27 protein-coding genes are annotated in these 23,633 nt (G+C 34.4%); 7 read left to right on the forward strand and 20 right to left on the reverse strand.

From position 1 onward, the window contains the following. Positions 1-215: 215 nt before the first annotated feature. Both FS802_RS03800 and FS802_RS03805 read right to left on the reverse strand, forming a co-directional pair. Positions 216-1,187: an SPFH domain-containing protein gene (locus FS802_RS03800; RefSeq protein WP_000257391.1), complete on the reverse strand. Its 972-nt coding sequence runs from the start codon at positions 1,185-1,187 to the stop codon at positions 216-218. 2 nt (positions 1,188-1,189) lie between these two features. Further along, a complete protein-coding gene (locus tag FS802_RS03805) occupies positions 1,190-1,618 on the reverse strand; it encodes an NfeD family protein (RefSeq protein WP_000741980.1) in 429 nt (142 codons plus the stop codon). Between the two features lie 276 nt (positions 1,619-1,894). Between FS802_RS03805 and FS802_RS03810 the strand changes: the two genes are divergently transcribed. Then, positions 1,895-3,112, forward strand: a complete 1,218-nt coding sequence (locus tag FS802_RS03810; protein ID WP_001181388.1) for an MFS transporter — start codon at positions 1,895-1,897, stop codon at positions 3,110-3,112. A 45-nt stretch (positions 3,113-3,157) separates the two neighbouring features. Here FS802_RS03810 and FS802_RS03815 read toward each other — a convergent pair whose 3' ends face one another. The 5 genes from FS802_RS03815 to spoIIP form a co-directional block, all read right to left on the reverse strand. Next, the gene (locus FS802_RS03815; protein ID WP_000453672.1) at positions 3,158-4,633 is read right to left on the reverse strand and encodes an amidase family protein; all 1,476 of its coding nucleotides are present in this window, start codon (positions 4,631-4,633) and stop codon (positions 3,158-3,160) included. Between the two features lie 186 nt (positions 4,634-4,819). Further along, positions 4,820-5,266 carry an NUDIX hydrolase gene (locus FS802_RS03820; RefSeq protein ID WP_000217590.1) on the reverse strand — a complete coding sequence of 149 codons (447 nt, stop codon included), beginning with the start codon at positions 5,264-5,266 and terminating at the stop codon, positions 4,820-4,822. 23 nt (positions 5,267-5,289) lie between these two features. After that, positions 5,290-6,030: a M15 family metallopeptidase gene (locus FS802_RS03825; protein ID WP_000747719.1), complete on the reverse strand. Its 741-nt coding sequence runs from the start codon at positions 6,028-6,030 to the stop codon at positions 5,290-5,292. An 11-nt stretch (positions 6,031-6,041) separates the two neighbouring features. Beyond that, positions 6,042-6,539 carry a GNAT family N-acetyltransferase gene (locus tag FS802_RS03830; RefSeq protein WP_117616456.1) on the reverse strand — a complete coding sequence of 166 codons (498 nt, stop codon included), beginning with the start codon at positions 6,537-6,539 and terminating at the stop codon, positions 6,042-6,044. A 222-nt stretch (positions 6,540-6,761) separates the two neighbouring features. Next, a complete protein-coding gene (gene spoIIP / locus FS802_RS03835) occupies positions 6,762-7,916 on the reverse strand; it encodes a stage II sporulation protein SpoIIP (RefSeq protein WP_001079285.1) in 1,155 nt (384 codons plus the stop codon). An 89-nt stretch (positions 7,917-8,005) separates the two neighbouring features. Between spoIIP and FS802_RS03840 the strand changes: the two genes are divergently transcribed. Both FS802_RS03840 and FS802_RS03845 read left to right on the forward strand, forming a co-directional pair. After that, entirely contained in the window at positions 8,006-8,302 is a 297-nt protein-coding gene (locus tag FS802_RS03840) for a hypothetical protein (RefSeq protein WP_000770742.1), read from the forward strand. Positions 8,303-8,306: 4 nt separating this feature from the next. Then, positions 8,307-8,612, forward strand: coding sequence for a permease (locus FS802_RS03845; protein ID WP_116480642.1), 306 nt, complete (start codon positions 8,307-8,309; stop codon positions 8,610-8,612). Here FS802_RS03845 and FS802_RS03850 read toward each other — a convergent pair. From FS802_RS03850 to cbpA, 4 genes are all read right to left on the reverse strand, one after another. Further along, complete coding sequence (locus FS802_RS03850) at positions 8,585-9,112, reverse strand: DUF1572 domain-containing protein (RefSeq protein ID WP_000351101.1); 528 nt, start codon at positions 9,110-9,112, stop codon at positions 8,585-8,587. The two genes, FS802_RS03845 and FS802_RS03850, sit on opposite strands and share 28 nt — an antisense overlap. A gap of 17 nt (positions 9,113-9,129) precedes the next feature. Then, a complete protein-coding gene (gene csaA, locus FS802_RS03855; RefSeq protein ID WP_001263043.1) occupies positions 9,130-9,459 on the reverse strand; it encodes a chaperone CsaA in 330 nt (109 codons plus the stop codon). Between the two features lie 67 nt (positions 9,460-9,526). Next, positions 9,527-10,864: a branched-chain amino acid transport system II carrier protein BrnQ4 gene (brnQ4, locus tag FS802_RS03860; protein WP_404487249.1), complete on the reverse strand. Its 1,338-nt coding sequence runs from the start codon at positions 10,862-10,864 to the stop codon at positions 9,527-9,529. Positions 10,865-11,300: 436 nt separating this feature from the next. Beyond that, entirely contained in the window at positions 11,301-11,948 is a 648-nt protein-coding gene (cbpA, locus tag FS802_RS03865) for a cyclic di-AMP binding protein CbpA (RefSeq protein WP_001220512.1), read from the reverse strand. Positions 11,949-12,192: 244 nt separating this feature from the next. Between cbpA and FS802_RS03870 the strand changes: the two genes are divergently transcribed. The 3 genes from FS802_RS03870 (at position 12,193) to FS802_RS03880 (ending at position 15,062) form a co-directional block, all read left to right on the forward strand. After that, entirely contained in the window at positions 12,193-13,062 is an 870-nt protein-coding gene (locus FS802_RS03870; RefSeq protein WP_000055288.1) for a hypothetical protein, read from the forward strand. 208 nt (positions 13,063-13,270) lie between these two features. Then, a complete protein-coding gene (locus FS802_RS03875) occupies positions 13,271-14,578 on the forward strand; it encodes a hemolysin family protein (protein ID WP_000353741.1) in 1,308 nt (435 codons plus the stop codon). Position 14,579: 1 nt separating this feature from the next. Then, positions 14,580-15,062 (forward strand): DUF456 domain-containing protein, encoded by a 483-nt coding sequence (locus FS802_RS03880; RefSeq protein ID WP_000217333.1) that lies wholly within the window; start codon positions 14,580-14,582, stop codon positions 15,060-15,062. 25 nt (positions 15,063-15,087) lie between these two features. Here FS802_RS03880 and FS802_RS03885 read toward each other — a convergent pair whose 3' ends face one another. The 4 genes from FS802_RS03885 to cls form a co-directional block, all read right to left on the reverse strand. After that, positions 15,088-15,708: an NAD(P)-dependent oxidoreductase gene (locus FS802_RS03885; protein ID WP_000861615.1), complete on the reverse strand. Its 621-nt coding sequence runs from the start codon at positions 15,706-15,708 to the stop codon at positions 15,088-15,090. A 244-nt stretch (positions 15,709-15,952) separates the two neighbouring features. After that, complete coding sequence (locus FS802_RS03895) at positions 15,953-16,132, reverse strand: hypothetical protein (protein ID WP_001045960.1); 180 nt, start codon at positions 16,130-16,132, stop codon at positions 15,953-15,955. Between the two features lie 189 nt (positions 16,133-16,321). Beyond that, positions 16,322-16,780 (reverse strand): spore coat protein, encoded by a 459-nt coding sequence (locus FS802_RS03900; RefSeq protein ID WP_000340554.1) that lies wholly within the window; start codon positions 16,778-16,780, stop codon positions 16,322-16,324. Between the two features lie 31 nt (positions 16,781-16,811). Beyond that, positions 16,812-17,996 carry a cardiolipin synthase gene (cls, locus tag FS802_RS03905; protein WP_000680136.1) on the reverse strand — a complete coding sequence of 395 codons (1,185 nt, stop codon included), beginning with the start codon at positions 17,994-17,996 and terminating at the stop codon, positions 16,812-16,814. Positions 17,997-18,156: 160 nt separating this feature from the next. Here cls and FS802_RS03910 point away from each other — a divergent pair, with 160 nt between their 5' ends. Continuing rightward, positions 18,157-18,243, forward strand: coding sequence for a YjcZ family sporulation protein (locus FS802_RS03910; RefSeq protein ID WP_000505094.1), 87 nt, complete (start codon positions 18,157-18,159; stop codon positions 18,241-18,243). Between the two features lie 126 nt (positions 18,244-18,369). Here the strand turns inward: FS802_RS03910 and FS802_RS03915 are convergent, their stop codons facing one another. From FS802_RS03915 to FS802_RS03940, 5 genes are all read right to left on the reverse strand, one after another. After that, positions 18,370-18,876, reverse strand: a complete 507-nt coding sequence (locus FS802_RS03915) for an acyl-CoA thioesterase (RefSeq protein WP_000141167.1) — start codon at positions 18,874-18,876, stop codon at positions 18,370-18,372. Between the two features lie 195 nt (positions 18,877-19,071). Further along, entirely contained in the window at positions 19,072-19,941 is an 870-nt protein-coding gene (locus FS802_RS03925; RefSeq protein WP_000488062.1) for a TIGR03943 family putative permease subunit, read from the reverse strand. A 3-nt stretch (positions 19,942-19,944) separates the two neighbouring features. Beyond that, positions 19,945-20,841 carry a permease gene (locus FS802_RS03930; RefSeq protein WP_000418724.1) on the reverse strand — a complete coding sequence of 299 codons (897 nt, stop codon included), beginning with the start codon at positions 20,839-20,841 and terminating at the stop codon, positions 19,945-19,947. Between the two features lie 198 nt (positions 20,842-21,039). Next, positions 21,040-21,981, reverse strand: coding sequence for a magnesium transporter CorA family protein (locus FS802_RS03935; protein WP_000932392.1), 942 nt, complete (start codon positions 21,979-21,981; stop codon positions 21,040-21,042). Between the two features lie 184 nt (positions 21,982-22,165). Next, on the reverse strand, positions 22,166-23,545 hold the full coding sequence (locus FS802_RS03940) for a putative polysaccharide biosynthesis protein (protein ID WP_002096686.1): 1,380 nt from the start codon (positions 23,543-23,545) through the stop codon (positions 22,166-22,168). Positions 23,546-23,633: the final 88 nt, after the last annotated feature.

The raw sequence follows: 23,633 nt of genomic DNA on the forward strand, positions 1-23,633 counted from the left end.
TTTTAAATTTTCTTTAACAAAAATATATTACTTTGACAGTTTTTTAACCGTCTAGTAAACGTGTTATTCCACTTAACAATTCCAAACACTCTAAACTTATAATTCTTTGAAAAGTGACAAACAAAAAAGCCCTATCCATAATGGCAAAGGACTAATATTTTTTATCCTACTCAAAAATAAAAAGAGAAATGGCATCCCATTTCTCTTTTTCACTCTTATTGTTCTTTTGGTGTATCTGAAGAAGGCAATTTCTTCGCTTGTTTTTCTTTAAAGATTTCTCCAATTGCCCCGAGAGTACCAAGTGTTTCAATTGCATTAGACGGAATAAAGACTTTATTTGCTGGACCTTTTGCAACCTCAATCAATGATTCAAATGATTTATAAGCAAGTACGCGTTCATCTAAATCTGCTGCACGAAGTAATTCAATTCGATTTTGTTCTGCTTTTGCAATTTCCTCAATCGCTCTTGCTTCCCCTTGCGCTTCTAGTTCTTTTGCTTCCTTTATACCTTCAGCTTCTCGAATACGTGCTTCTTTATCACCTTCAGCCATTAAGATTTTACTTTGCTTTTCACCTTCAGCACGAAGAACTTTATCTTGTTTTGCAGCTTCAGCTTCTAAAATAATCGCACGTTTATTACGTTCTGCTTTCATTTGTTTTTCCATCGATGCTTGCACATCTTTTGGCGGATTAATATCAACAACTTCAACACGCTCAATGCGAACGCCCCATTTTTCTGTTGCTTCATCAAGTGCTAAGCGAATTTCTGTTGAAATTTTTTCACGACCAGATAGCGTTTCATCCAGTTCCATTTTACCGATAATTTGGCGCATCGTTGCAGAAGTAATATTACGAACACCATATTCATAGTTCGAAATACCATATGTCGCAAGTTCTGGTTCTACAATTTGATAGAAAATAATTGTATCAATCTCTACTTGTACATTATCTTTCGTAATTACCTTCTGCGGTGGTACATTCGTTTGTTGAATACGTAAGTCATGATATACACGAACGCGGTCTACAATTGGTATTAATAAATTTAATCCCGGCTCCATAATACGCTGAAACTTACCAAATCTTTCAACGACTCCAACTTTTTGCTGTGGAATAATTTTAATTGTTAATGCGATAAATGTAACAACAATTAGTGCGAAAATAATCGTTAATGTTAATGCTACTGCCATATTTATTCACTCTCCTTTTTTACTTGTAATATAGTACTATGCCTCTTTATAACAATAACTTTTTCTCCAGCATCAATTGGATCATCTGCAATAGCTGTCCAAATATCTCCATCCACCTTCACAATACCATTCGCTTCTTTTGTAATCGCTTGCATAACAATGCCTTTTTTACCGACAAGCATATCTACTGTATCAGTAAAACCTTTTGCTTCTCGAAAGTTTTTTGAAATTCTTTTCGTAAAGAAAGTCAATGTTAAACTTACAATTGCACCAGCAACAACTTGTAACAGTAGTGCTTCAGGAGCAAACAAAGCAATTAGACCTCCGACAACAGCTCCAATTCCAAGCCAAAGCATATAAAACGTAATCGACAACATTTCCGCAATAAATAAAATACCAGCTATTATAAACCAAATCACCCAAGCAGCCATATGCAACCCTCACTTTCTTTCTCATTTTCTATATGTATATGAAGAAAAGAATGGTTTATCCGCCCTTTCTTATACCAGGGCATTTACTACAAGCTATTGTACATATTCACTGTTATAAAAAGTATTAATAAAATACTATATTAATATATTCTTCATTATACATGAAAATCCCTTTCAAAAAGCGACAAAAAAATGAAATTCTTTCGAAAATTTAATTTTCAATTTATAATTATTTTAACTACTAAAATATTATTTTTTAGGAAGGTGGTGTGCTTGTTGCAAAACCGTTCACTAATTTACTATTTAGGCTCTAAAATATGCATTACTCTCGCTGACATCGTATACATCATGATTATTACAACTCATATGTATATCACAACGAAATCAGCTACATTAACCGCTCTTTTTCCATTAGTACAAGTCATAACTAATCTTATAGCAAATACATCTGCACCACTTATAATGAATCGTTTTTCATCTTATTCATTACTTTTCACACTACAATGGACAAAAACTGCTCTATTATTTTTATTAATGATATTATTCCCATCCCTGTCCACAAATATTGTAGCACTATTCATTTTCATTTTTTTCATTTCATTATGTAGCGGTTGGAGCGCGCCATTATTATACGGTATCCTTCCTCGCCTTACACGAAAAGAACAATTAGTAAAAGTAAATAGTATTTTTTCCTTTTCCACACAAATTGCGCAAGCCGCTGCTTATTCATTTACAAGTGTCATCGTTCTTCATATCGGTGCTACTTCTACACTCATGATGAATAACATTTTGATGATTTTTGGATGTGTTGCACTACACCTTTCATTACGTTCCCTACATACTGAACGAGTAATAGAGCCTTCTTCTTCAAAAGGCGCTGCTTTATTGGAAGGTTGGAAACTCTTATTTCAATACCCTTCTCTCCGTATCGTTACATGTATGGACTTAATTGAAACTTTCGCAGGGACAATATGGATCGGTGCTATTACAATGGCTTATGTAACGACTGTTCTTCATAAAGGAGAAGAATGGTGGGGATATATTAATACAAGTTATTATGTAGGGACGTTAATTGGCGGGATATTAGCATGGAAAATGAGTACATACATTCAAAACAATTTAATACGCTCCATGGCGATAGGCTCTCTTATGTTTAGTATTCTTACATTTTTATATGGTATGACAAGTAGCGGGTTTATTGCGCTTTTTCTATGCGTTCTAATGGGGCCATGTTATCAAATTAGAGATATTTCTCAAACGACAGTACTACAATCTAGTGTAGCCCCTACTTTATTATCAAAAATGTATACAGCTCATGGTGCAATCCTCTCGACAGCTTCTGGTCTTTCTATGCTTAGCGTTGGAATTATTACCGACCTGTTCGGTGTTCGTACTATTTATATTCTCGCTTCTTTCCTTATATTGTGCTCTGTTTGTTTATCATTTAACTTATTAAAATATGATAAAACAGAGCAAAAAGATATTTCACTTTAATTAACAAAATAAATAGGACAGGAATTCCTGTCCTATTTATTTTATTCATGATAAGTTAGGGATTTTCCGATGCTTTGTCGCTTGTTCAAAAGCGTATGCTAGTTTAATCAAGGTCCCCTCAGAAAAAGCAGTGCTTGCAAGAGTAATTCCAAACGGTCTCCCGTTATCCATATATCCCGCCGGTATTGCTATAGACGGATAACCTGCTTTCGCACATATAGTGGAGCCTATATAAGAAGGGAACAGAATCGCATCAAGATTGTATTTTTCCAGTGCAAAATCAATGCCTTGTTCTTGAGAAAAATATATATCTTCTAATCTTGCATTTAAATATTCTGGATTTCTTAACGTATTAGGAACATCTTTTCTTCTCTCCAACTTAGTTTGTCCATATTTCAAAGCTCTTTCTGCTATATTTTCATTAAACTCCATTAACTCTGAAATAGAATGCACTGGAATAGTAGAAGGTAATTTTGAAAGATAGTTATCTAAACTATGCTTTAATTCATAGAGCGATACACCCCAGCTCCATTCTCTATGAAAAGACGGAATATTAATATCCTCTACTACTGTCGCACCCCCACTACGCAACACTTCAATCGTTTCCTTAAACAATTTTTCATCATACTCACCAGTTTCATAATAATCTTTAGGTGCATTGCTAAATACACCAATCTTTGCGCCATTTAAGCCATTAACATCAAGATATTTTGTATAATCCTGCTCTGCCATACCTTCACTTTTATGAGTAGCTACATCCTTCTCATCTACCCCAGTTAAACTCCCTAGCAAAATAGAAGCATCTGTTACCGTTCTAGCAAATGGTCCCGCTGTATCCTGTGAATAAGTAAGCGGAATAATTCCCCTACGACTAATTAGACCAACAGTCGGTTTAATACCGACTACAGAGTTTTGAACAGCTGGACTCAATATAGAACCATCTGTTTCCGTTCCAACAGATACTACTGTAAAATTAGCAGCAACTGCTATCGCAGATCCTGTACTTGAGCCTCCAACAAACATATCATCCTCACCTGTACCATAAGGGTTTATTGTTTGTCCACCTCTTGCACTATATCCAGCCCACATATCAAAAGACATTCCATTTGCTAATTCTGTCATATTTGTTTTTCCTATTATCACTGCTCCTGCTTCTCGCAGCTTTGTTACGAGAAATGCATCTTCAATACTTATATTTTGTTCTAGAGCAATCGTACCTGCACTTGTATGCATAGAGTCGTTCGTTTCAATATTGTCTTTAAGTAAAACAGGTATACCGTGTAGTGGACCTCTTACACCTTTTGTTTTTCTTTCATGATCTAGCGCTTCTGCAATAAAGATAGCGTCTGGGTTGATTTCTAAAATAGAATTGATTTTTGGTCCGTCTTGATCATACTTTGCGATTCTATGAAGGTAATACATAACTAATTCTTTTGAAGTTAATTGCCCAGCTGCCATTGCTTTTTGTATATCATGAATTGTTAATTCTTTTTGTAACAGTGTATTGAACTGAACCTCCATCATCATTCTCCTTCTATAAAGCCTTTTATTGATTACATGTACCTATTAGTTTTTCATTTTCTCCACTCCTCACATATACAATTACAATCCCTTTAAAAGAATTCAACTTACCAATATAAAAACCTTTTATTTCCTGAAAAATAAAAAAAGTCTGAAACGAATGAACTTCCGCTTCAGACCCTTTTATTACTTTACATATACTTCATCTAACAAATGTAAAAACTCACCTTGTTTCCCAGCTAATGCAGGGCATTTTGCAATATCAATCCATTCGTAGCAAAATACTAAACCTTCATCTTCCTCACCGGCACTTACAGTATGTTCCCAATTATCCTTTACATCTGTTGGTAACGTTACGTGGAAAAAATGGCGTTTTTGATATTCCTTTTTCTCCTTTACATGTATGATGTAGTCGGCTAGGAATCGTTCTATGCATAAATGACGTAATCCAGACTCTTCTTGTACTTCACGTAACACTGCTGTTTCTAACGTTTCCCCTTCGTCAACTGTTCCCCCTGGTACTTGTATACCAGCTTCAGGTATATCACGATGTTTAAAAACAAGCAGTTGCATAACTCCTTCTTTTTCTCTTGTTACATACACGTGTACCTTTTTCTTATATAACACCGTCATAACCCTTCTCTCCCCTCAATTGTTCACTCTGTTACTTCTTCAAGTGTCAGTTGATTTTCATATAAATATGTAGCTTGTGGATTTCCCACATACCTCACGTGCCATGGTTCAAATCGATAGCCCGTAAGCGATTCTTTCTCTTTTGTATATCGAATGACAAAACCAAATTTATGGGCATTTTCAGAAAGCCACTGCCCTTCTTTCGTTTCACCAAAAATTGTCTCTAACTGAAACTTAGCAGATTGCGATGTAATATCCATAGCTAGTCCAGTTTGATGTTCACTCGTTCCAGGAACTGCACTCGACATTGCTGTTTTTGCTTCTCCATCTTGTTTTTTATACATCGTATTTAATGCTTTTTGTCGATCAAAAGATCTAAATCCAGAGACTGCAAAAAGGAAAATACGCTCCTTATCAGCTTGCTGAAACATTTCCTCAAGTGCCCCTGCTGCCTCTTTCCTCATTTTTTTCTTTTCTTGATCACCTTCACTTGAGTAACGTACTTTCGGAATAACTAAATCTGGCGGTCTATACCCATCTGGCAAACGCCTACTTTTATTCACAAGCACAAGTATCGAATTCGGATTACTAATGACCGCAATATCACCATCCATATTCGCAATCGTTTCTTTCGCTTTCGGAAATATGTTATTTACATTTACCTCGCGCGCCTGCTTATCCTTATACATTTTATAATTGATTCCTGCTACTCCAACAATGAGTATCATCGCTACGATACCAAGTAGTGTCCATCTTTTTTTCATATAACGACCTCTTATTTTAATAATTTGGCCATTTCATACTCATCGATGTTCTCTCCATCGATAATAAGAGCAGCTCTTTTGACACCTTCTTTCTCAAATCCAGCTTTTTTATATAGTGCCTGAGCTCTTGTATTGTGGGCCATTACCGTTAATTCTAAACGCCATACATCATGTAATCTTGCCCACTTCTCAGCATCTTTAAACAATCTCGTCCCGATACCTCGCCCGCTATACTCTTGCAAAATACCAATTACAATACTTGCTACATGTCTCTTTCTTTGAATATTATTTCCATTCACTAAAATAAACCCTACTATACTTTCTTCTTCAACTGCTACGAATATTGTTGCATATTCATTTTCTATAAAGCGATGAATCATTTGTTCTTGTTGCTCGGTTGTAAATTTTCTTTCTCCTGGTTCATATAGCATAAATTTCGTTTCTTCATCTAGTTGCTTACTTAATTGCAAAAATGGTGCTGCATCTTCTATTTTGATCTCCCTAATCACTTCTATCACCCTACCAGTTTTATAATAAAAAGTTTTCCTTGTAAAAAGATTTTCTCTACTTTCCCGAAAATCCCTTTGTAAATCTCCCAGTATAATTTGACAAATTTCGATATTAATATAACAACGACAAATTATGTCTATTCTGTGACGTCTCATCATGACAAAAAACGCAAGCATTACACTCACGTTTTTTCAGACTCTCCCACAAATTTATGTTTCATTTTATCCATTCACCTTTTCTGCCTGCCAGAAATATTCACCAAATGCTTTAGCAAGGGCATCAATCGATCGATTTAGTTCTTCCTCCGTATTATCTACGCCACCAACTTCAATTAATATCGCTTGCCCTGACAAGTCTTGATTGTAGACACCATTTCCTGTTTGGAATCCTTTTTGAATGACACCACGACTCACTCCTGGATACTTCTTGCTAATCGTCTCATGTAAAGCCGTTGCTAATTGTAAGTTCTTTTCATAATTTTTATTGCCTTTCCCTATTACGAAAGCAAGCTTTGCATATGATTTATCTCCAATTGCTTTTGTCGTAACATTCTTCCGAGCACTATCACGATGTAAATCAAAGAAGTACTGCAGTTCTTTATTGCCGGTCATTGCTTCTTGTACAATTTCCCGCGACATTTTGTAAGAACTATTACTATTTAACCCTTTACTAATCAACTTTTGGCCGACATCAGTCTTGTCGTTAGCAGCTCCAATCCCTTCACTTTCTAATTGTTCACGAAATCGTTCGCCGACTATTGAAATATTCGTGACAGAACTGGTCGCTTTATTCGGATTTGGATCGTTTGCTAAATTTAGTAACGGCAAATAAGATTCCCAGCTATGCGAATGATAAATAAACGCAACTTGTCTTTTTCCTGTCGTTTGAGCCGGTTGCTTTTTCTCTTTGTTCGTATCTGGCTTTTGAGCCTGTCCACCTTCACCAGTCCGTTCTTTTACCACTTCTTCAAGTGGAACGCTCGACTCTATCGGTAAGTTAGAATAATTTGTCCCTTCACCCGCAATTACAATTTCTGTATCGTACTTACCAAAACCAGGTAGCTCTTTGCCGACAAAACTGCGTACATCATTAAAACGAATATTCGTAGCCATCGAAAAGAGAAAAGAAGAAATCGAAAAATCTTGATTTAAATTTCGATACTCCTGTGTAAAATAATGATTCTCTTTCCCAAGTACGTACATGTAACCATTCATCGATAACTCATTTAACCAATTATATAAATACGTTGACTTTGTCTCTTTCATAGAAGTTACCATCATACTAATAAGAAAAAAAGTCGCAAGTACTGTAGCAATAATAAGTAAAATTAACTTACGTACACTTGTGAATTTCACATAAAAAAAGCCTCGATTCATACTATCACCCTCTCTATTCCAAGTTATGTACAAGCTCTAGAGAATAGACCGTCTAAATTCCGGCTATATTGTTAATGAGGTGAAATGAATTGAAGCTACTAATTGGAACATTACCCTTTGTACTATCATTTATTTTTTATTGGCTTGCTAAGCATCCTACAATCCGTGTTGCTTTACATATTTCAGCTTACTTAGCACTTTATGTACTCGGTACAATTATTTCTATTAATATATATGACGTTTTAATACAAGATTTAGTTTTTATGACAAGCATTCATGGAATTTTACTAAATCCATTTTTTCTTATATCAGGAGCGTATATAGGGATATACACCTTGCACTTAATCTTGTCTTACATTATTACGAAAATAAAAAATGGAGCGTAATGAAATGCAACCACCATTCATCTGTCATACATGCAAAAAAAGAATTGCGCGAAAGAAAGATCTTATTACTGCCACATCGTACTTCCGCTTTTATTTATTTCACAGTGATTGCTTTAAGCGACAGCAAGTGTTCATCTCACGATTTATCCCCGTAAATACGCTTTTTAATTTCTTTCTTATTATATATGGACTTATTTTTGGTAGCATGCTTATGATTACAGAACCATCTATTATTTGGGTGATTTTCTTATTTCCCATTTTATATCGGTTTCTTTCCTATTGTTATGTTGAACGTTTTTTCTCTACATAACGTGCAGACTGTCCTCTAGGAATACTTAAACATTCCCACTCGTTTTCTTTTAACATTTTACCGATGTAAATAATTTGTCCTATATGCAAAGCATAATGAGAAATTTGTCTTTCTATTGCTTGCATGACAGTATGTGCTTCACCACGAATATATACCGTCTGTAATAAATCTTCTGGCGTTAGCACATGCATCGTTTTCAAAACATATTCCCATCCTTCATTCCATGATTTGAGTACCTCTTCCTTAGAAGAATAACCAGCTTCAAATTCAGCATCTCGGTTACGATCTATTTTTTCACCATCAGACGTTAAAAAGTCCGTCCATCTAGAACGCATATTACCATGCAGATGCTTTATAATAACCGCTATACTATTTGTTGCTTCATGAGAAGACCATTCGATTTGTTCATATGATAATTGAGAAAGCACCCGTTCCCCTTGTTTCTTTGTTGCTTTAAAATTCGAAATCGCACATTGTAAATATTCTCGTCCAATATCCATGTTCCCCCGCCTTTACACTAACTAATTTTCGTTCCATTTGGTAATTCCATATTAGGCTGTAGTAATACGACATCACCATCTTCAGGTACTCCTCCAAGAACAAGCACTTCTGATTTAAATCCAGCTACACGTTTTGGCGGAAAATTTACAACAGCAACGATTTGCTGACCGATTAAATCTTCTGGGGTATATCTCTTCGTAATTTGAGCACTCGACTGCTTAATTCCAAGCTCTCCAAAATCAATTTCTAGTTTAATTGCTGGAACTCTAGCTTTTTTAAATTCCTCTGCATGTGTTACAGTTCCAATTCTTACATCCAAAGTTAAAAAATCTTCAAAATTAGCCATTTTATCATTCCTCCCAATTATTACTTAGACAAAACACAAAAATTCCCTTTTAAAAAAAGAAAGGCGCCTAAGCACCTTTCTTTTGTAGTTCACTTGATTCATTTGATTTATAGAAGAAGAAACCGAGGATCCCGCCAATACATGATGGGATTAACCATCCTATTCCTTCATTATATAATGGTAACATTTGTAGTACGTTAGAAATCGCGTCAATTTTAATATTCGCACTTTCTAAACCGTTAAAGAAACTAATTAACAATGCGCCTAAAATAGCCCCAATATAAATGGTATTACGCTTCCCTATCCATTTATGGAAGTAAGAAAGTACAATTAATACGATTGCAACTGGATAAATGATCATTAACACTGGTAAAGTGACTGCAATTAATTGTGTTAAACCTAGGTTAGATACAATTAAACTAAACACACATACCATCGTTACAATCGCTTTATGCGAAAGTTTTGGGAATATGTTTGTAAAGAAACCAGCACAAGCTGATGTTAATCCAACAGAAGTTGTTAAACAAGCAAGTATAATAACAAGTCCTAATAAAATTTTACCACTTGTTCCATATAACTCATTTACAACATTCGTTAAAATAAGTCCACCATTCTCCGAGACACCAAGTGATGTACTCGTTGAACCAAGATAAGCAAGTGATAAATAGATTAACGTTAAACCAAGTACAGCAATAATACCTGATACTACTGTTATTTTTGCAACTTCACTACTCTCTTTTATCCCTTTAGAGCGGATAACTTGTACAACGACAATTCCAAAGACAAGTGCACTAATTGCATCCATCGTTAAATATCCTTGAATAAATCCACCAAAGAAAGCATTTTCTTTGTATGCCGCTAGCGGTGCAGCTGGTTCTCCAATCGGATCAATAATTGCCTTTCCGACAATAACAGCAACAATCAATACTAACAATGGTGTAAGAAATTTCCCGAACCAATCCACTAATTTAGATGGATTTAATGATAAATACCACGTTATTCCGAAGAAAATTATAGTGAAAAGAAATAGCATGTACCACTCTGAAACCAATGCCTCTGATAGAAATGGCTTCATACCCATTTCAAATGAAACAGCTCCCGTACGCGGAATCGCGAAAAATGGTCCAATCGCTAAATAACTAATCAATGGGAAAATAAACGCAAATACAGGGTGAACTCTAGAAGATAGCGCTTTCAAGTCCCCCTCTACAAACGCGACAGCTGTTACAGCTAATAGGGGTAATCCGACTCCCGTTACTAGGAATCCAATTGTAGCAATCCAAACATTCTCTCCAGCTTGTTGCCCTAAAACTGGTGGGAAAATTAAATTTCCTGCTCCTAAAAATAGTGCAAATAACATTAAACCAATTGCTACCGTATCACCTGGCCTTAAACGTCCCTTCATACTTTTCATTTGCATAGCACTTTTTCATTGTTTTTCTCTATTTTCACAATATGCTATGCATCCTCCTCTCTGCTCAAGATGATAAAATATGCCCCTTACAAAGCAGTGTCTTTCTCCATAATTTCTCCATTCCCCTTATTCTTACTCTAACTATTAATTTTTGATTTTTTTGAATTTTTAACTCATTAGAGTGGTATTGCGTGGAGTATAGTTGTCAGACCTCTTTGTTTTTATCACACATATAGTAACATATTTAGTTGAAAAATAAAAACATATTTTCAAATTGATTTTTTTGAAAATCAAAATTATCTACATTTTTCATTCTTTCACACAAATATTGTTACAATCTCAACTTTTATCCTATCGTTATTTTCAAATAATTTTATACACGTAACATAGTAAAAGCCATCCAACATAATTAGATGGCTTTTGTATGTTACTCTATCGTTTCAACTTCACGTGGATTTTTCATCTCTTCCACATACACAACTCTAAATCCATGATCTTCTAAATCTTTCAATAACGTCTCTAATTCACCATCGTTAAACTCTTCTCCTAATGTAAACATAATTCTACGAACTAATAAGGCATCATTATCAAAAGTCATTAAACTTTGGATACCTGTATATTTTTTTAATACTGTCGATAATTTTTGAATGGCCCCATTATAATCTTGTGTCCCAATCATGACAGAATATTTACTAGAATGAACGCCCCAAGCATCTTCTAATAACTCGAAAACCTTTTTATGCGTTAAAATTCCAAGAAAGACTCCATTTTCATCAACTACTGATAAATAAGGTAATTTTTTTATTGTAAAAAACACTTTAAAGAACGAAGAATCTTCTCTAACATAACCTTCTTTATCGTTTAATAATTGTACTACACTCTCTTCAAGCGAACCTTTATATTCTAAAATATCTACTTTGTATACATTCCCTAAATATTTCTCTTTTTTTTCATCTAAAACTGGTACACAACGATACCCAGTTTTATTTAAATGCTCCAGTGCTTCCCCTATCGTAATTGAACTTGAGCAAAATAAAACTTCCCTTTTCGGCACATAATTCCCTTTAATCCTCATAAACAGCCTCCTTATGTTAAAATACTTTCTGTGCCATAACTATATTATATTTTCAGAAAAAAATAAATGATTTATTTTACTTTTCTGAAAATTATTCATTTTCTTGTCATAATTTATTCACGTTTCATTCACTTATATCCCCTACAATACTAAATTTCTTTAAGAAAAATATATTGTAACTTACGCCAAAAAAAGCTAAAATAAGAATAAGAATTTTCTGAATATTCTAAGAGTAGGTGATTACATGTCTTTATTGCGCTCACATATATGTAAATTTATCGTTGGTGTTCTCATTATATTTATCATTAGTCCTATTCCTGCATTATTCATTACACATAAATACTCATACATAACTGGCTTTATAAGCATTTTTCATAACTTCGCACAACTTTCTTCTATGACAATTCCAAAGATTGATTGGATGCACGAATCTATCTTTTTCTCAGCAAATCAAATGGTTAACACTTCTAATCATTCAACACCGTTATTCCCTTACATATGGGAAATATATTTTTTATCGATTGTTCGTTTTACCTTTACTCTTGCAATCGGATTCTTTATCAGCTTAGGGATCGGCCATTTATTTTTTAAAGCACCTCAATCGGTTAAGAAGTTCACTTCTTTATTAAAATGGATACCGTACTCTTTTTGTACTGTATTATTACAATGCTCAGTCTTATTACTACTCCTATACATCACAAAATTGATAAAGCTTCCTTACTACTCATCTTTTATCATCGTTTGTAGTACTTCCATGATTATCGTTATGCAAGCAATAAAAAAGTGGGTTCCTTTCTTAAGTAACACAAATGAATATGAAATAAAACAATCTTCTTTCCTTGTAGATACATTGTTTTTAGCGCTTACTTCGAATCACAAATCTATTCTAGGTTCCATTATTCTTTCATTCGTTATTATGGAATGCGTTTTTCATGCAAGCGGACTATTGCAATTTATCGTTCAATTCGGCGGAAATGCCCCTGTTATTGTTACAATTAGCTTATTACTTTTGTATATCCCATATTGCATACTCTCTTTCCTTCAAACACTATGGACGACAAATCACGTTAAACAACAATCATACGCTTTAACGAGAAGTATTCCAAAACCTTAATTTGAAATAACCCTCTATAATCTGAAAGTAGGGGGTTATTCCTTTTGTATAGCGGACAAAATAACAGCAAATTCAAAAACAATTGCAGAAACATACCAATATTTACCCTTTTTCTTTGACTATTCTTTTCGTTTGGATTTATTATAAAAGTATAACATAATCGCAGGAGGTGACATCTTTATTCCAAACTACGGAATAGAGAACACACTTGGACATATTAAATATTTTTCTCATCTTTGTACTCATCCTTATTTCCGGCTTTTTCGTTGCATCAGAATTCGCTGTTGTAAAAGTACGAAAAAGTCGCATTGACCAACTTGCAAATGAAGGCAATAAACAAGCTTTAGCTGCAAGAAGTGTCCTATCTAATTTAGATGTTTATTTATCAGCTTGTCAGCTCGGGATTACGATTACTTCTTTAGGGCTTGGTTGGCTCGGTGAACCGACTGTGGAACATTTACTACGACCGCTCTTTGAAAAGATTAATATTACTGGAACAATGGCGAATACTTTATCCTTTATTATTGCTTTTAGTGTTATTACATTTTTCCATGTTGTATTAGGTGAATTAGTTCCAAAGTCTTTCGCCATTCAAAAAGCAGAAGCAATCACACTTAAGTTTGCACGACCACTTATTTTATTTGATAAAATTATGTATCCATTCATTTGGCTACTTAATAGTACGGCAATCTTTTTCACAAAACTACTCGGTTTAGAGCCTGCGAAAGAAAATGAACTTGCCCATTCTGAAGAGGAACTACGACTCATTTTAGGTGAAAGTTTCAAAAGCGGCGAAATAAACCAAACCGAATATAAATATGTAAATAATATTTTTGAATTTGACGACCGGGTCGCGAAAGAAATTATGGTCCCTCGTACAGAAATGATTTGCTTATCTACAGAAAATACGTTAGAAGAGAATATGGATATCGTCGCAACTGAAAAGTATACACGCTATCCGATCATCGAAAAAGATAAAGATGATATTATCGGTATGATCAATACGAAAGAAATATTTCACGATCAAACGAAAAACATTCATAAACCACTTGAATCTTACATACATCCAGTACTAACTGTATTTGAAACTGTTCCAATTCGCAAAACATTAGTACATCTACAAAAGAATCGCGTTCAGATGGCAATCGTTATGGATGAATATGGTGGTACTGCTGGACTTTTAACAATGGAAGATATTCTTGAAGAAATCATTGGAGAAATTCAAGATGAGTTTGATGCGGATGAATCACCTATGATTGAAAAACGTACGCCGAAGCTTACTGTTTTAGATGGGAAGGTGCTCATTTCTGAAGTAAATGATATGTTTGGCCTGCATATTGATGATAGCGATTTAGATACAATTGGAGGCTGGCTCCTCTCTCAAGCAGTTGATTTAAATATTGAAGCTGGTTATTCCATTGAATTTGCCGGTTTTCAATTTAAAGCACTAGAACTTGATGGACATCAAGTGAAAAAAATTGCGGTGCATAAATTAGACACGAAGAAGGAGTTATAAAGTGACAGTATTATTAACAATCTGTATCATTGCCTGTTTCATTGTTTCATTTCTCGCCTTTATTTATCCTATCATTCCAGGCATCCTTGCTGTCTGGGCTGGATATTTAATTTACCATTTTGGTATAAATGGCGGAGAACTAACAACTTCCTTTTGGATTATTCAAGTCATTTTCACACTATTTATTTTCATTGCTGATTTTATTGCAAATGGATATTTCTTAAAGAAATACGGGAGTTCTAAATGGGGAGAGCGTGTCGGTATGATTTCTATCATTGTCGGATCTTTCTTCTTCCCACCATTCGGTTTAATTATCATACCGTTCTTATCGGTATTTATTACAGAACTAATGCATAAAAAAGCGCCAAAAGACGCCTTTCTAGTAGGAGTTGCTACTGTAGTTGGTTTTTTAAGCAGTACAGTAGCGAAAGCTATTCTCCAAATCATTATGATTCTCATATTTGTATGTTATATCATCTTTTAATCATCCCAATTTCGGGATGGTTTTTTTAATATGAAATACCTACTCGACTATTCTTATATTTGTTTTCACTACACAGATTCCACGTAAATTGCGCTGTATCACCAACTGTTATTTTCGCTCCCCCTTCTGGTAATACATCTTTTTCAGTTCGATACACTCCTGTCACATCACCGTCTATTAAATGCGTCGGACAAACGACCGTCCAACATAAATTACTACTACTAAGTATCTTATATGCAGCTAAATGATCTTCTGCTGCTGTTGTCATTTTCCTTTTTGATTCAGCTGATTGAAAACGATATAAATTTAGATTTGTTCTTGCTTGTAAAATACCAGCTGTTCCTATTGTAATGATCTTATGAACCCCTACTTCTTCCATTTTCTTTATAATATGTGGCATACTCTTTGCCAATGTCCCATTTTGATCCGTTCCAAGTGCACTAATTACTATATCGCTTCCTTCTATCACTTTCTTTATATCATTTTCATTCCATACATTACCTTCTATAACTCGTAACCTTTCATGATTTATTTCTATTCTATTTAAATCACGCGCTAATGCAGTCACTTCAGCTGCATCCTTTAATGCTAATTTTATTATATTTGAACCTACTCGACCAGTTGCTCCCAATATACATACTTTCATTTGTTTTCCCCCTTTTTCATTCTTTCTCTATTTTTCAATAATTTTAATCAATTTTCAACAAAAAAGCTTCCTCATATATAAGAGGAAGCTCTATTATTATTTTACCCCGCTTTAACGGGCAGTAAGACCCCACCTCAAAATTCAGTAAAAACAAAGAAGTTAGATGGGGATCAACTGCCCGTAAAAGCCCGATTGGTTCAACTAATAATCAGTGGGGGATGCCCCCACTGATTAAAGTTTCACTTTATTTCTTTTCTTTAGAATCTGTAGATTTCTCAGTTCCACTTGTTTCTTTATCCTTTTTGTCCTCTTGTTGTGTTGTTGTATCGTCTTCTTTCTTCTTGTCCTCACCTTTACTACAACCTACCATTAATAAAGAACTTGCAAGTGCCATAGCAGTTAATGATTTAACCCATTTGTTCATTTGCGTTTCCTCCTTTAGATAGAATATGTACAACCCCCATATTACTCTCTATTTTTAAAGGAAAGATTGAAAAATAGTAAATAAACGGTAAATATTTGTAAATTTTCTGATAATAAATACAGACACCTATTCTTTTTTTCTCCATGAAAAGTAAAAAAACTAAGGCGCCTATCTTTCCGCCTTAGTTTCTTATGCAAACTCCTCATTTTCATATACATGTTTAATCTTATACTCTTTCTTCACAACATATTGCCATACACTATAGGCATAACGATTCATTTTCAGGAAGCAATTTTCTAAAAACGAGCGGAATTCTGGATTCGCAACTTCAACTGCTACTTGAGCGAACTTTAGTGCTAACCGTTTTAAATGCGAAATATAACAAGTTGCAATATGGACATCCCCTGTATATTTACTATCAGTCTCCTTTTCCATTTCATGAAAATGAGATGAAATTGGTTCACAAGTTATATGCTGTACATTCTCTCCTTCTTGAAAATTCACTTGTTCATTATACGCTTGCAACATATATGGTAAATGATGCTGTAATAGCTCCTTTAATTCTTCGTCTCTTACCTTTCCTGTATACTCCCCAACCTTATAAATAAGCATATAACTATACCTCATTAATTCTTTCATACAATCCATGAAAATGCCTCCCTTCTCTTTTGTCTATATGTTATAAATATGATGCTATAACATTTGCTATTCTTGCTAAAAACCAATTCCACTTACTAATTTTCTCAAAGTCTTCTTCTGAAAATCTTTTTGATTTATGAAAGTCTTCTTTTAATCGGCTCCATACGTCAGCAACAACTGTTGTATCATATATGATACAGTTAGACTCACAATTTAAATAAAAACTTCTATTATCAAAATTCGCTGTACCTATATCAACAATTTCTCCATCAATGATTGTTACTTTCCCGTGAAAAAAACCATTCCGATATTGATAGATCTCTGCTCCAGCATGGTTCATCTCTCTCAAATACGGATAGGCAGCTTGTTTTAACAATACTGCGTCGCTTTTAAATGGTACGAGAATTTTCACATTGACACCTCGGTTTAATGCACCTTTTAACTCTTTCATCATTTCTTTACTTGGTACAAAATATGGCGTAGCAATAATTAAAGACTTTTTAGCCTGCTTTAAAAGCGCTCCATATTTTTCCCATAACCCTTTTCCATTTGAAAATAAATATTGATATTTTACATGTCCAATTGCAGGTATACTTTTATGTACAGGCATTTTTTCTCCCGTATCTTCTTTCCAGTCAGCAGCAAATTTTCTTTCCATATCCGTGGCACCATTCCCGTTGACTCGCACATGATAATCACGCCACGGGCCAAATTTCGGATCTTGTCCAAGGTACTCCTTTCCAATATTAAAGCCGCCGATATATGATACTTTTCCGTCAATCGTAACAATGCGCCTATGGTTTCGTTGATGCAACGAATAGAATAAATGTTTCAATTTAGGTTTTTTACTAAACGTAAACTGGACACCATTGCTGTTTAGTTGACGAATTATCTTTTTCTTCAGCTTATATCCACCTATTCGATCAACTGACAATTTCACTTCTACTCCACTCGATGCCTTTTTCTCGAGTAACTGCAAAAATTCTTTGCTTATTTCATCTTTACCTACAATATAAAAATGGATATATATGTATTTTTCTGCATTACGTATATCCTCAAATAATTTCGTATATAACTCTTCACCGTTCGTATATAGTTGAAATTCACCTAATCGAACTTGTCCTAATTCATATTCACTAGCCATTTTTTTCCCCATTTCCACATCGATGTTCATCCATATGAATACACCTATTAAACAAAGGATTACAACGAAAAAGTGTTTCATGGATATTTTCCTTCCTCCACTTACTGTTATTTCTATATCTTCCCTTTTTTAATACAATATCATTCAAGAAAATATGTCATTACATGATATATGTCCATATCAAACGATAGCTCATTTGCATATTGTATGTTGTATCTTAAAATAAAAGGAGGAAATAACAATGGGCTTCGCACATGGTAATGGATTCGCGCTATTAGTCGTATTATTTATCCTCTTAATCATCGTCGGTGCTGCTTGCTTCTGCTAAGTAGTTATCGTCATATGATATGTGGATGAAAAAACTATAAAAGCGGACACCTATTTTTAGGTGTCCGCTTTTCATATGAAAAATATTTCCGTTTGTTATTGTACCTTTAACGACTACATATTCAACTCAAAAAGTTAATAATGTAGCTACTTTCTTACTCTCCGCCTTACGTATATGGCGTTGTTCTGCACGTAACACTGCAATGCGATGTAATTCTTTCTCTTCTTCTGTTTCAGGGATAACTCGCGGCACAGGAACCGGATTATTTTCCTTACTAAGCGCAACAAAAGTAACAAATGACGTTGCTGCTATACGTTTCTCACCTGAAATTAAATCTTCTGCTACTACCTTCACAAATACTTCCATAGAAGTTCTACCCGTCCAAATTACAAAAGATTCATAACTAACACAATCTGAAGAGCGAACAGGATGTAAGAAATCTACCCAATCCATAGATGCTGTGACACATTCTTTTCTTGCATGTCTCGTTGCTGAAATAGAAGCAACCATATCCATCTCGGCTAATATCTTCCCACCAAATAGCGTATTATGATCGTTCAAATCTGTTGGAAATACTCGGCTCGTTTTAAACACTCTAGACTCATTCGCTGTTTTCCCTTTTACTTCAGTCATTGTTATCACCTCTTTGATTATTTAACCCGCTATTTGCAGACATTAAGACTCCCACCACAAAATTCGGCTGGAGCAAAGAAGTTCGGTAAGAGTTCTATTTCCTATTAACACTAGAACGGCATGAGCTTACTATCACTACACGTTTAATATTAACAACATTCAGAACTCTTAGTCCACAAAAAAGAACCGATGTTATCAATCGGCTCCTCTAAATACATATTGTTCTTTTGGCGGTTCAACCTTATTCCATTTCGTTACTTCTAATACAGGGATATTCGCATGGAATGGCTGATAAAATTCCGTTGATATTTCTCCTTCAACTTGAATCCAATCATCATTTTTCCATTCTACACCTTCTGGTTTTTTCACTAACATACCATATACACCAGAATCCGCTACACAATGTATAATCCCGAAACGGAATAAGAAATATTGTTCTTTTTGAGAAGAGTCATCTTTGAAAACAAACCCTTTAAAAGATAATTTTTTCCCAGTAAACTCGCCAGGATAATTATAAATTGTTTCCATTCCTTTTAGAAAATCTTCATCTTTTAAAGTAATACTATCTTTCGTAACAAACTCTTTTTTCCCCTTTTCCATTACACCACGGTATCCTTCTTTCCCGTAATAAATGCTCGTATCAGGTCTTAGAAATTGCCTTGTCATAAATGGATCTGTACTTTCTGCTTGCGCAACAGGAAAATGAAATCCTTTCGCCTTAACGATATCTGAATCTAACGTTGCAATCGGGAAAAACAATCCTGAGACAATCGGAAAACAAAACAATGAGTACGAAAATGCTTTTTTCCACCATGTATTCTCATCTTTTGAATGATCATGCCCGCAATGGCTATGATCACAACTACAATCTTGTTTTTCTTGTTCTTTCTGATGTTCTTTTTGGAATACGATAATAATTTGAACGACCGTTAAAAAACCTAAAATAATAGCTGCTGTTGTTGATAAATAAGCATACTTCATATTGATATACTTCGTAATATTACCGGAAATATGAAGCTGCGCGATTAAGATTGTAAAACCTAACAATATATATGCTCGAAACATAACCTACCACCCCATCGCATAAATGAGTAGTGAGCTTGCATAAACAACAAGTGTAACTGTAACTGTAACGACAATTACAAATTTCGTTTTAAACGTTGCAAGCATCATAAACATATTTTTAATATCCACCATCGGTCCATATACGAGGAACGCGACAAGTGACGCTGTTGAAAATGTACTTTGGAATGACGAAGCAATAAACGCATCCGCTTCTGAACAAAGTGATAATATGTAAGCTAGTCCCATCATAACAGCTGGTGAAGAGAACGGCCCTTGTCCTATAGCAAGAAGTGTTGAAGTTTGTACGAACGTTTGAACTGCCGCTGCAATTAACGCACCTAATACTAAATATTTTCCCATCGAGAAAAATTCCTCAACAGCATGCGTACATACATCCCACATTTTTTTACGTAATGGACGCTTATGATTCACTTCTGGGAAGTGATCATCTCGTAATTGATGTTCTTTAAACATAAATGATAATATAATTCCAACGATAATTGCTACGATAATCGCTACAATAGAACGATACCATACCATGTGCATACTACTTCCAAAGGCAACGTATGTTGCAAATAATACGACTGGATTAATGATTGGTCCAGTTAACATAAATGCAATCCCGGCATATGGCGGAACCCCTTTTCCGATTAATCGCCTTACAATCGGAACGATTCCACATTCACAGCCCGGAAACATCATCCCTAAAAAAGTAGCCATTAAAACAGACAGAAATCGATTTTTCGGCATCCATTTTGCTACCATATCTTCTGTTACAAACATTTGAATGAATCCTGAAATAAATACACCAATGAGCACAAAAGGAAGTGCTTCGATCAATATGGAGATAAAAATTGTATTCATTTGCAGGAATGCTTTCGGTAATTGAAACAATTCCATGATGTATTTCCTCCAACTTTTCATTAACAATATGTAATTTTAACCTCATTTTATGAATTGGACAAGACTTATACGGAATTCACCCCTTTCATATACATTACATTTTATAAGTTATATTCTATTCAAAATTTAGGATTTCATAGCAAAAAAGCTGCTCTAGCGCAGTTACACAACTATGCTAGAGCAGCTTTCTTCTCATTAAAAGTAACGTTTCTTCCAAAAAACAAATGCTAATGTGAAAGATAGTGTTACACATATTATGAGTACAATTACAAAACCATGTGCTTCCCCTTCAAACGGTACCTTTACGTTCATTCCAAAGAAACTAGAAACCATCGTTGGTAACGATAAAATGATTGTAATAGACGTTAACAGTTTCATAACACTATTTAAATTATTTGATATAACGGAGCTAAAAGTATTCATCATTCCACTTAAAATGTGACTATATATTTCCGCCATTTCAATAGCCTGTTTATTTTCAATTAATACATCTTCTAATAAATCTTGATCGTCTTCATACATTTTTAAAAATGTACTATTACGCATTAATTTTTGAATTACAATTTTATTCGCCTTTAATGATGTTGTAAAGTAAACTAAACTTTTTTCAAGGCCTAGCAATGTGAAAATCTCTTTATTTTTCATCGACTTATTTAATTGATGCTCTAAATCGATTGTTTTTCTGTTAATTTGCTTTAAGTATCTTAAATAATAAGTAGAAATCGTATATAAGAGCTGAAGTGCAAAGCGTGTCTTTTTAAACGTATAAAATTCTTTAATACGTTGATTAATAAAGCGTTCAAAAATTGGGTTTTCTTCTAAACAAATTGTCACAAAGCAATCTGGCATTACAATCATACCTATTGGAATCGTGTCATAAATCGAATTTCCTTCTTCATCATGTCTAACTGTTGGAATATCCACGATTATTAAAGTATTATTGTCTTCCTTTTCAATACGAGAGCGTTCTTCATCATCTAAAGGGTCTTTAATGAAATCTAAGTCTACATTTAAAGTTTGTACTAGATATTGAATTTCTTCTTCCGTTGGATGAAGTACATTAATCCAGCAACCCTTTTGCATTTCCTCAACCTCTTGTAGTTTTCCGTTTCGGTCTGTTAAATAAATATTTAACATACTATCACCCCGATTCTTTTTACATGTAGGAATCTACCTCTCTTACATAACAGTTTTTGAACCGCCATTCTCAGCATATGAAACATACGTTTAAATTTCAATAGAAAAATTATTTTGAAAACGTTTTTATAAGAAAAATATTCTAAACAAAGAAAAAGACAGAGTGCTCTCTGCCTTAAAAAGCTTATGTTGCCTTTATAACATATTTAGAAAGCATCCACAAGTTAAAGCCAACTGAAATCGTATAACCAGCGTATGTTGAAATAATAAAACTTACATAATCGAAATAAGGAAGCAATACGATATTTAAAACTATCTTCACAATAATACCAATTACTAATCCTAGCACTGTTTTCTGTTGTTGATTAATTCCTTGTAACATCGCAGCTGTAACTGTAAAAAGCGAAAATAGTATACAGGCAGGAGCATAATACTGTAAAATAACTCTCCCCATCTCCGGATCATTTCCGGCACCAAATAAAAGAGTATATACTGGTTTTGCTAACAACATCATTCCAATTGCCGCTGGTACCGTAATTGCTACTACTAATACATTCGTCCTCGTAAAATGTTTGTACAGTAACTTCACATTCCCTGCTGTATAGGCTTTTGTCATCTCAGGTACGAGAGACATACTAAAAGCAGTCGCAACGGAAACCGGGATAAGTACAACCATCTGGACAAGACCAATTATTGCATTAATCTTCTCCGCTTCTCCTTGCATATACCCTATTTGTATAAGTAGTTTATTAATTGTAAATGTATCAATCGTCTGATACAACGGAATTGCTAAACCAACCACAACAAACGGTATTGAATATGTAAAGAGCTCCTTATACAGCGAGAAGAAAGATTTCGTTGTTTGCGGTATACTTGCCATCTCTTTTTTCTTTAAGTGCTTTCTCCTCCTTATGTAATACGCACTTAAAACTGTTAATCCACCTATCGCTCCCATAAAAGCACCGAACGTTGAAATACCAACCGCTAGCGAGATAGAAGCTTTTAAAATATATAAAACGACAAAGCTTCCTATTAATATGGTTAAGACCCGAAAAAATTGCTCAACAACTACACTTAAAGCAGAAGGCCCCATCGATTGAAACCCTTGAAAGAAGCCCCTTAATAAACTCATTACTGGTACAAGTATTAACGCAAAACTTACAATTTGAATATTATTAGTAACCGCTGTTATACTATTCCCCGTTTGATCATTTCCATCGATTACAAGTTTAGCTAAATGTGGAGCTAATATATATAGCGCTAAACATGAGATGACTCCCATTATTAACATAAAAAAGATACCACTCTTAAGTACTCTCTTAACTGTATGATAATCATTCAGTTGATCATATTTTGATACCATTTTTGAAACTGCAAGTGGTAGTCCCATCGTCGCAATGCTGAGCATAATCGTATATGGGCGATAAGCATACGTGTATAAAACGTACCCACTCGTACCGACCATTGCTGTAAACGGTATAACATATATAAATCCTAACATTTTAGATATCATCGTTGCCATCGTTAAAAATATCGTTCCACGTATAAACGGTGACCCTTTCATCACATTCCTCCGCTACGCTTTATTATTACACATTATGGACAACTCCTTTTTTTTAGAACCGAAACAAATAAAAAAAGCCAATGAACAA

This window comes from Bacillus sp. DE0042 (genome assembly GCF_007680225.1).
Taxonomy (GTDB): domain Bacteria; phylum Bacillota; class Bacilli; order Bacillales; family Bacillaceae_G; genus Bacillus_A; species Bacillus_A wiedmannii.

Bases quoted from the DNA above. Each gene is read 5' to 3' on its own strand.
- FS802_RS03800 (WP_000257391.1), bottom strand. From the start codon at position 1,187: ATGGCAGTAGCATTAACATTAACGATTATTTTCGCACTAATTGTTGTT.
- FS802_RS03805 (WP_000741980.1), bottom strand. From the start codon at position 1,618: ATGGCTGCTTGGGTGATTTGGTTTATAATAGCTGGTATTTTATTTATT.
- FS802_RS03815 (WP_000453672.1), bottom strand. From the start codon at position 4,633: ATGGAGGTTCAGTTCAATACACTGTTACAAAAAGAATTAACAATTCAT.
- FS802_RS03820 (WP_000217590.1), bottom strand. From the start codon at position 5,266: ATGACGGTGTTATATAAGAAAAAGGTACACGTGTATGTAACAAGAGAA.
- FS802_RS03825 (WP_000747719.1), bottom strand. From the start codon at position 6,030: ATGAAAAAAAGATGGACACTACTTGGTATCGTAGCGATGATACTCATT.
- spoIIP (WP_001079285.1), bottom strand. From the start codon at position 7,916: ATGAATCGAGGCTTTTTTTATGTGAAATTCACAAGTGTACGTAAGTTA.
- FS802_RS03845 (WP_116480642.1), top strand. From the start codon at position 8,307: ATGCAACCACCATTCATCTGTCATACATGCAAAAAAAGAATTGCGCGA.
- FS802_RS03850 (WP_000351101.1), bottom strand. From the start codon at position 9,112: ATGGATATTGGACGAGAATATTTACAATGTGCGATTTCGAATTTTAAA.
- csaA (WP_001263043.1), bottom strand. From the start codon at position 9,459: ATGGCTAATTTTGAAGATTTTTTAACTTTGGATGTAAGAATTGGAACT.
- brnQ4 (WP_404487249.1), bottom strand. From the start codon at position 10,864: ATGAAGGGACGTTTAAGGCCAGGTGATACGGTAGCAATTGGTTTAATG.
- cbpA (WP_001220512.1), bottom strand. From the start codon at position 11,948: ATGAGGATTAAAGGGAATTATGTGCCGAAAAGGGAAGTTTTATTTTGC.
- FS802_RS03870 (WP_000055288.1), top strand. From the start codon at position 12,193: ATGTCTTTATTGCGCTCACATATATGTAAATTTATCGTTGGTGTTCTC.
- FS802_RS03885 (WP_000861615.1), bottom strand. From the start codon at position 15,708: ATGAAAGTATGTATATTGGGAGCAACTGGTCGAGTAGGTTCAAATATA.
- FS802_RS03895 (WP_001045960.1), bottom strand. From the start codon at position 16,132: ATGAACAAATGGGTTAAATCATTAACTGCTATGGCACTTGCAAGTTCT.
- FS802_RS03900 (WP_000340554.1), bottom strand. From the start codon at position 16,780: ATGGATTGTATGAAAGAATTAATGAGGTATAGTTATATGCTTATTTAT.
- cls (WP_000680136.1), bottom strand. From the start codon at position 17,996: ATGAAACACTTTTTCGTTGTAATCCTTTGTTTAATAGGTGTATTCATA.
- FS802_RS03910 (WP_000505094.1), top strand. From the start codon at position 18,157: ATGGGCTTCGCACATGGTAATGGATTCGCGCTATTAGTCGTATTATTT.
- FS802_RS03915 (WP_000141167.1), bottom strand. From the start codon at position 18,876: ATGACTGAAGTAAAAGGGAAAACAGCGAATGAGTCTAGAGTGTTTAAA.
- FS802_RS03925 (WP_000488062.1), bottom strand. From the start codon at position 19,941: ATGTTTCGAGCATATATATTGTTAGGTTTTACAATCTTAATCGCGCAG.
- FS802_RS03930 (WP_000418724.1), bottom strand. From the start codon at position 20,841: ATGGAATTGTTTCAATTACCGAAAGCATTCCTGCAAATGAATACAATT.
- FS802_RS03935 (WP_000932392.1), bottom strand. From the start codon at position 21,981: ATGTTAAATATTTATTTAACAGACCGAAACGGAAAACTACAAGAGGTT.
- FS802_RS03940 (WP_002096686.1), bottom strand. From the start codon at position 23,545: ATGAAAGGGTCACCGTTTATACGTGGAACGATATTTTTAACGATGGCA.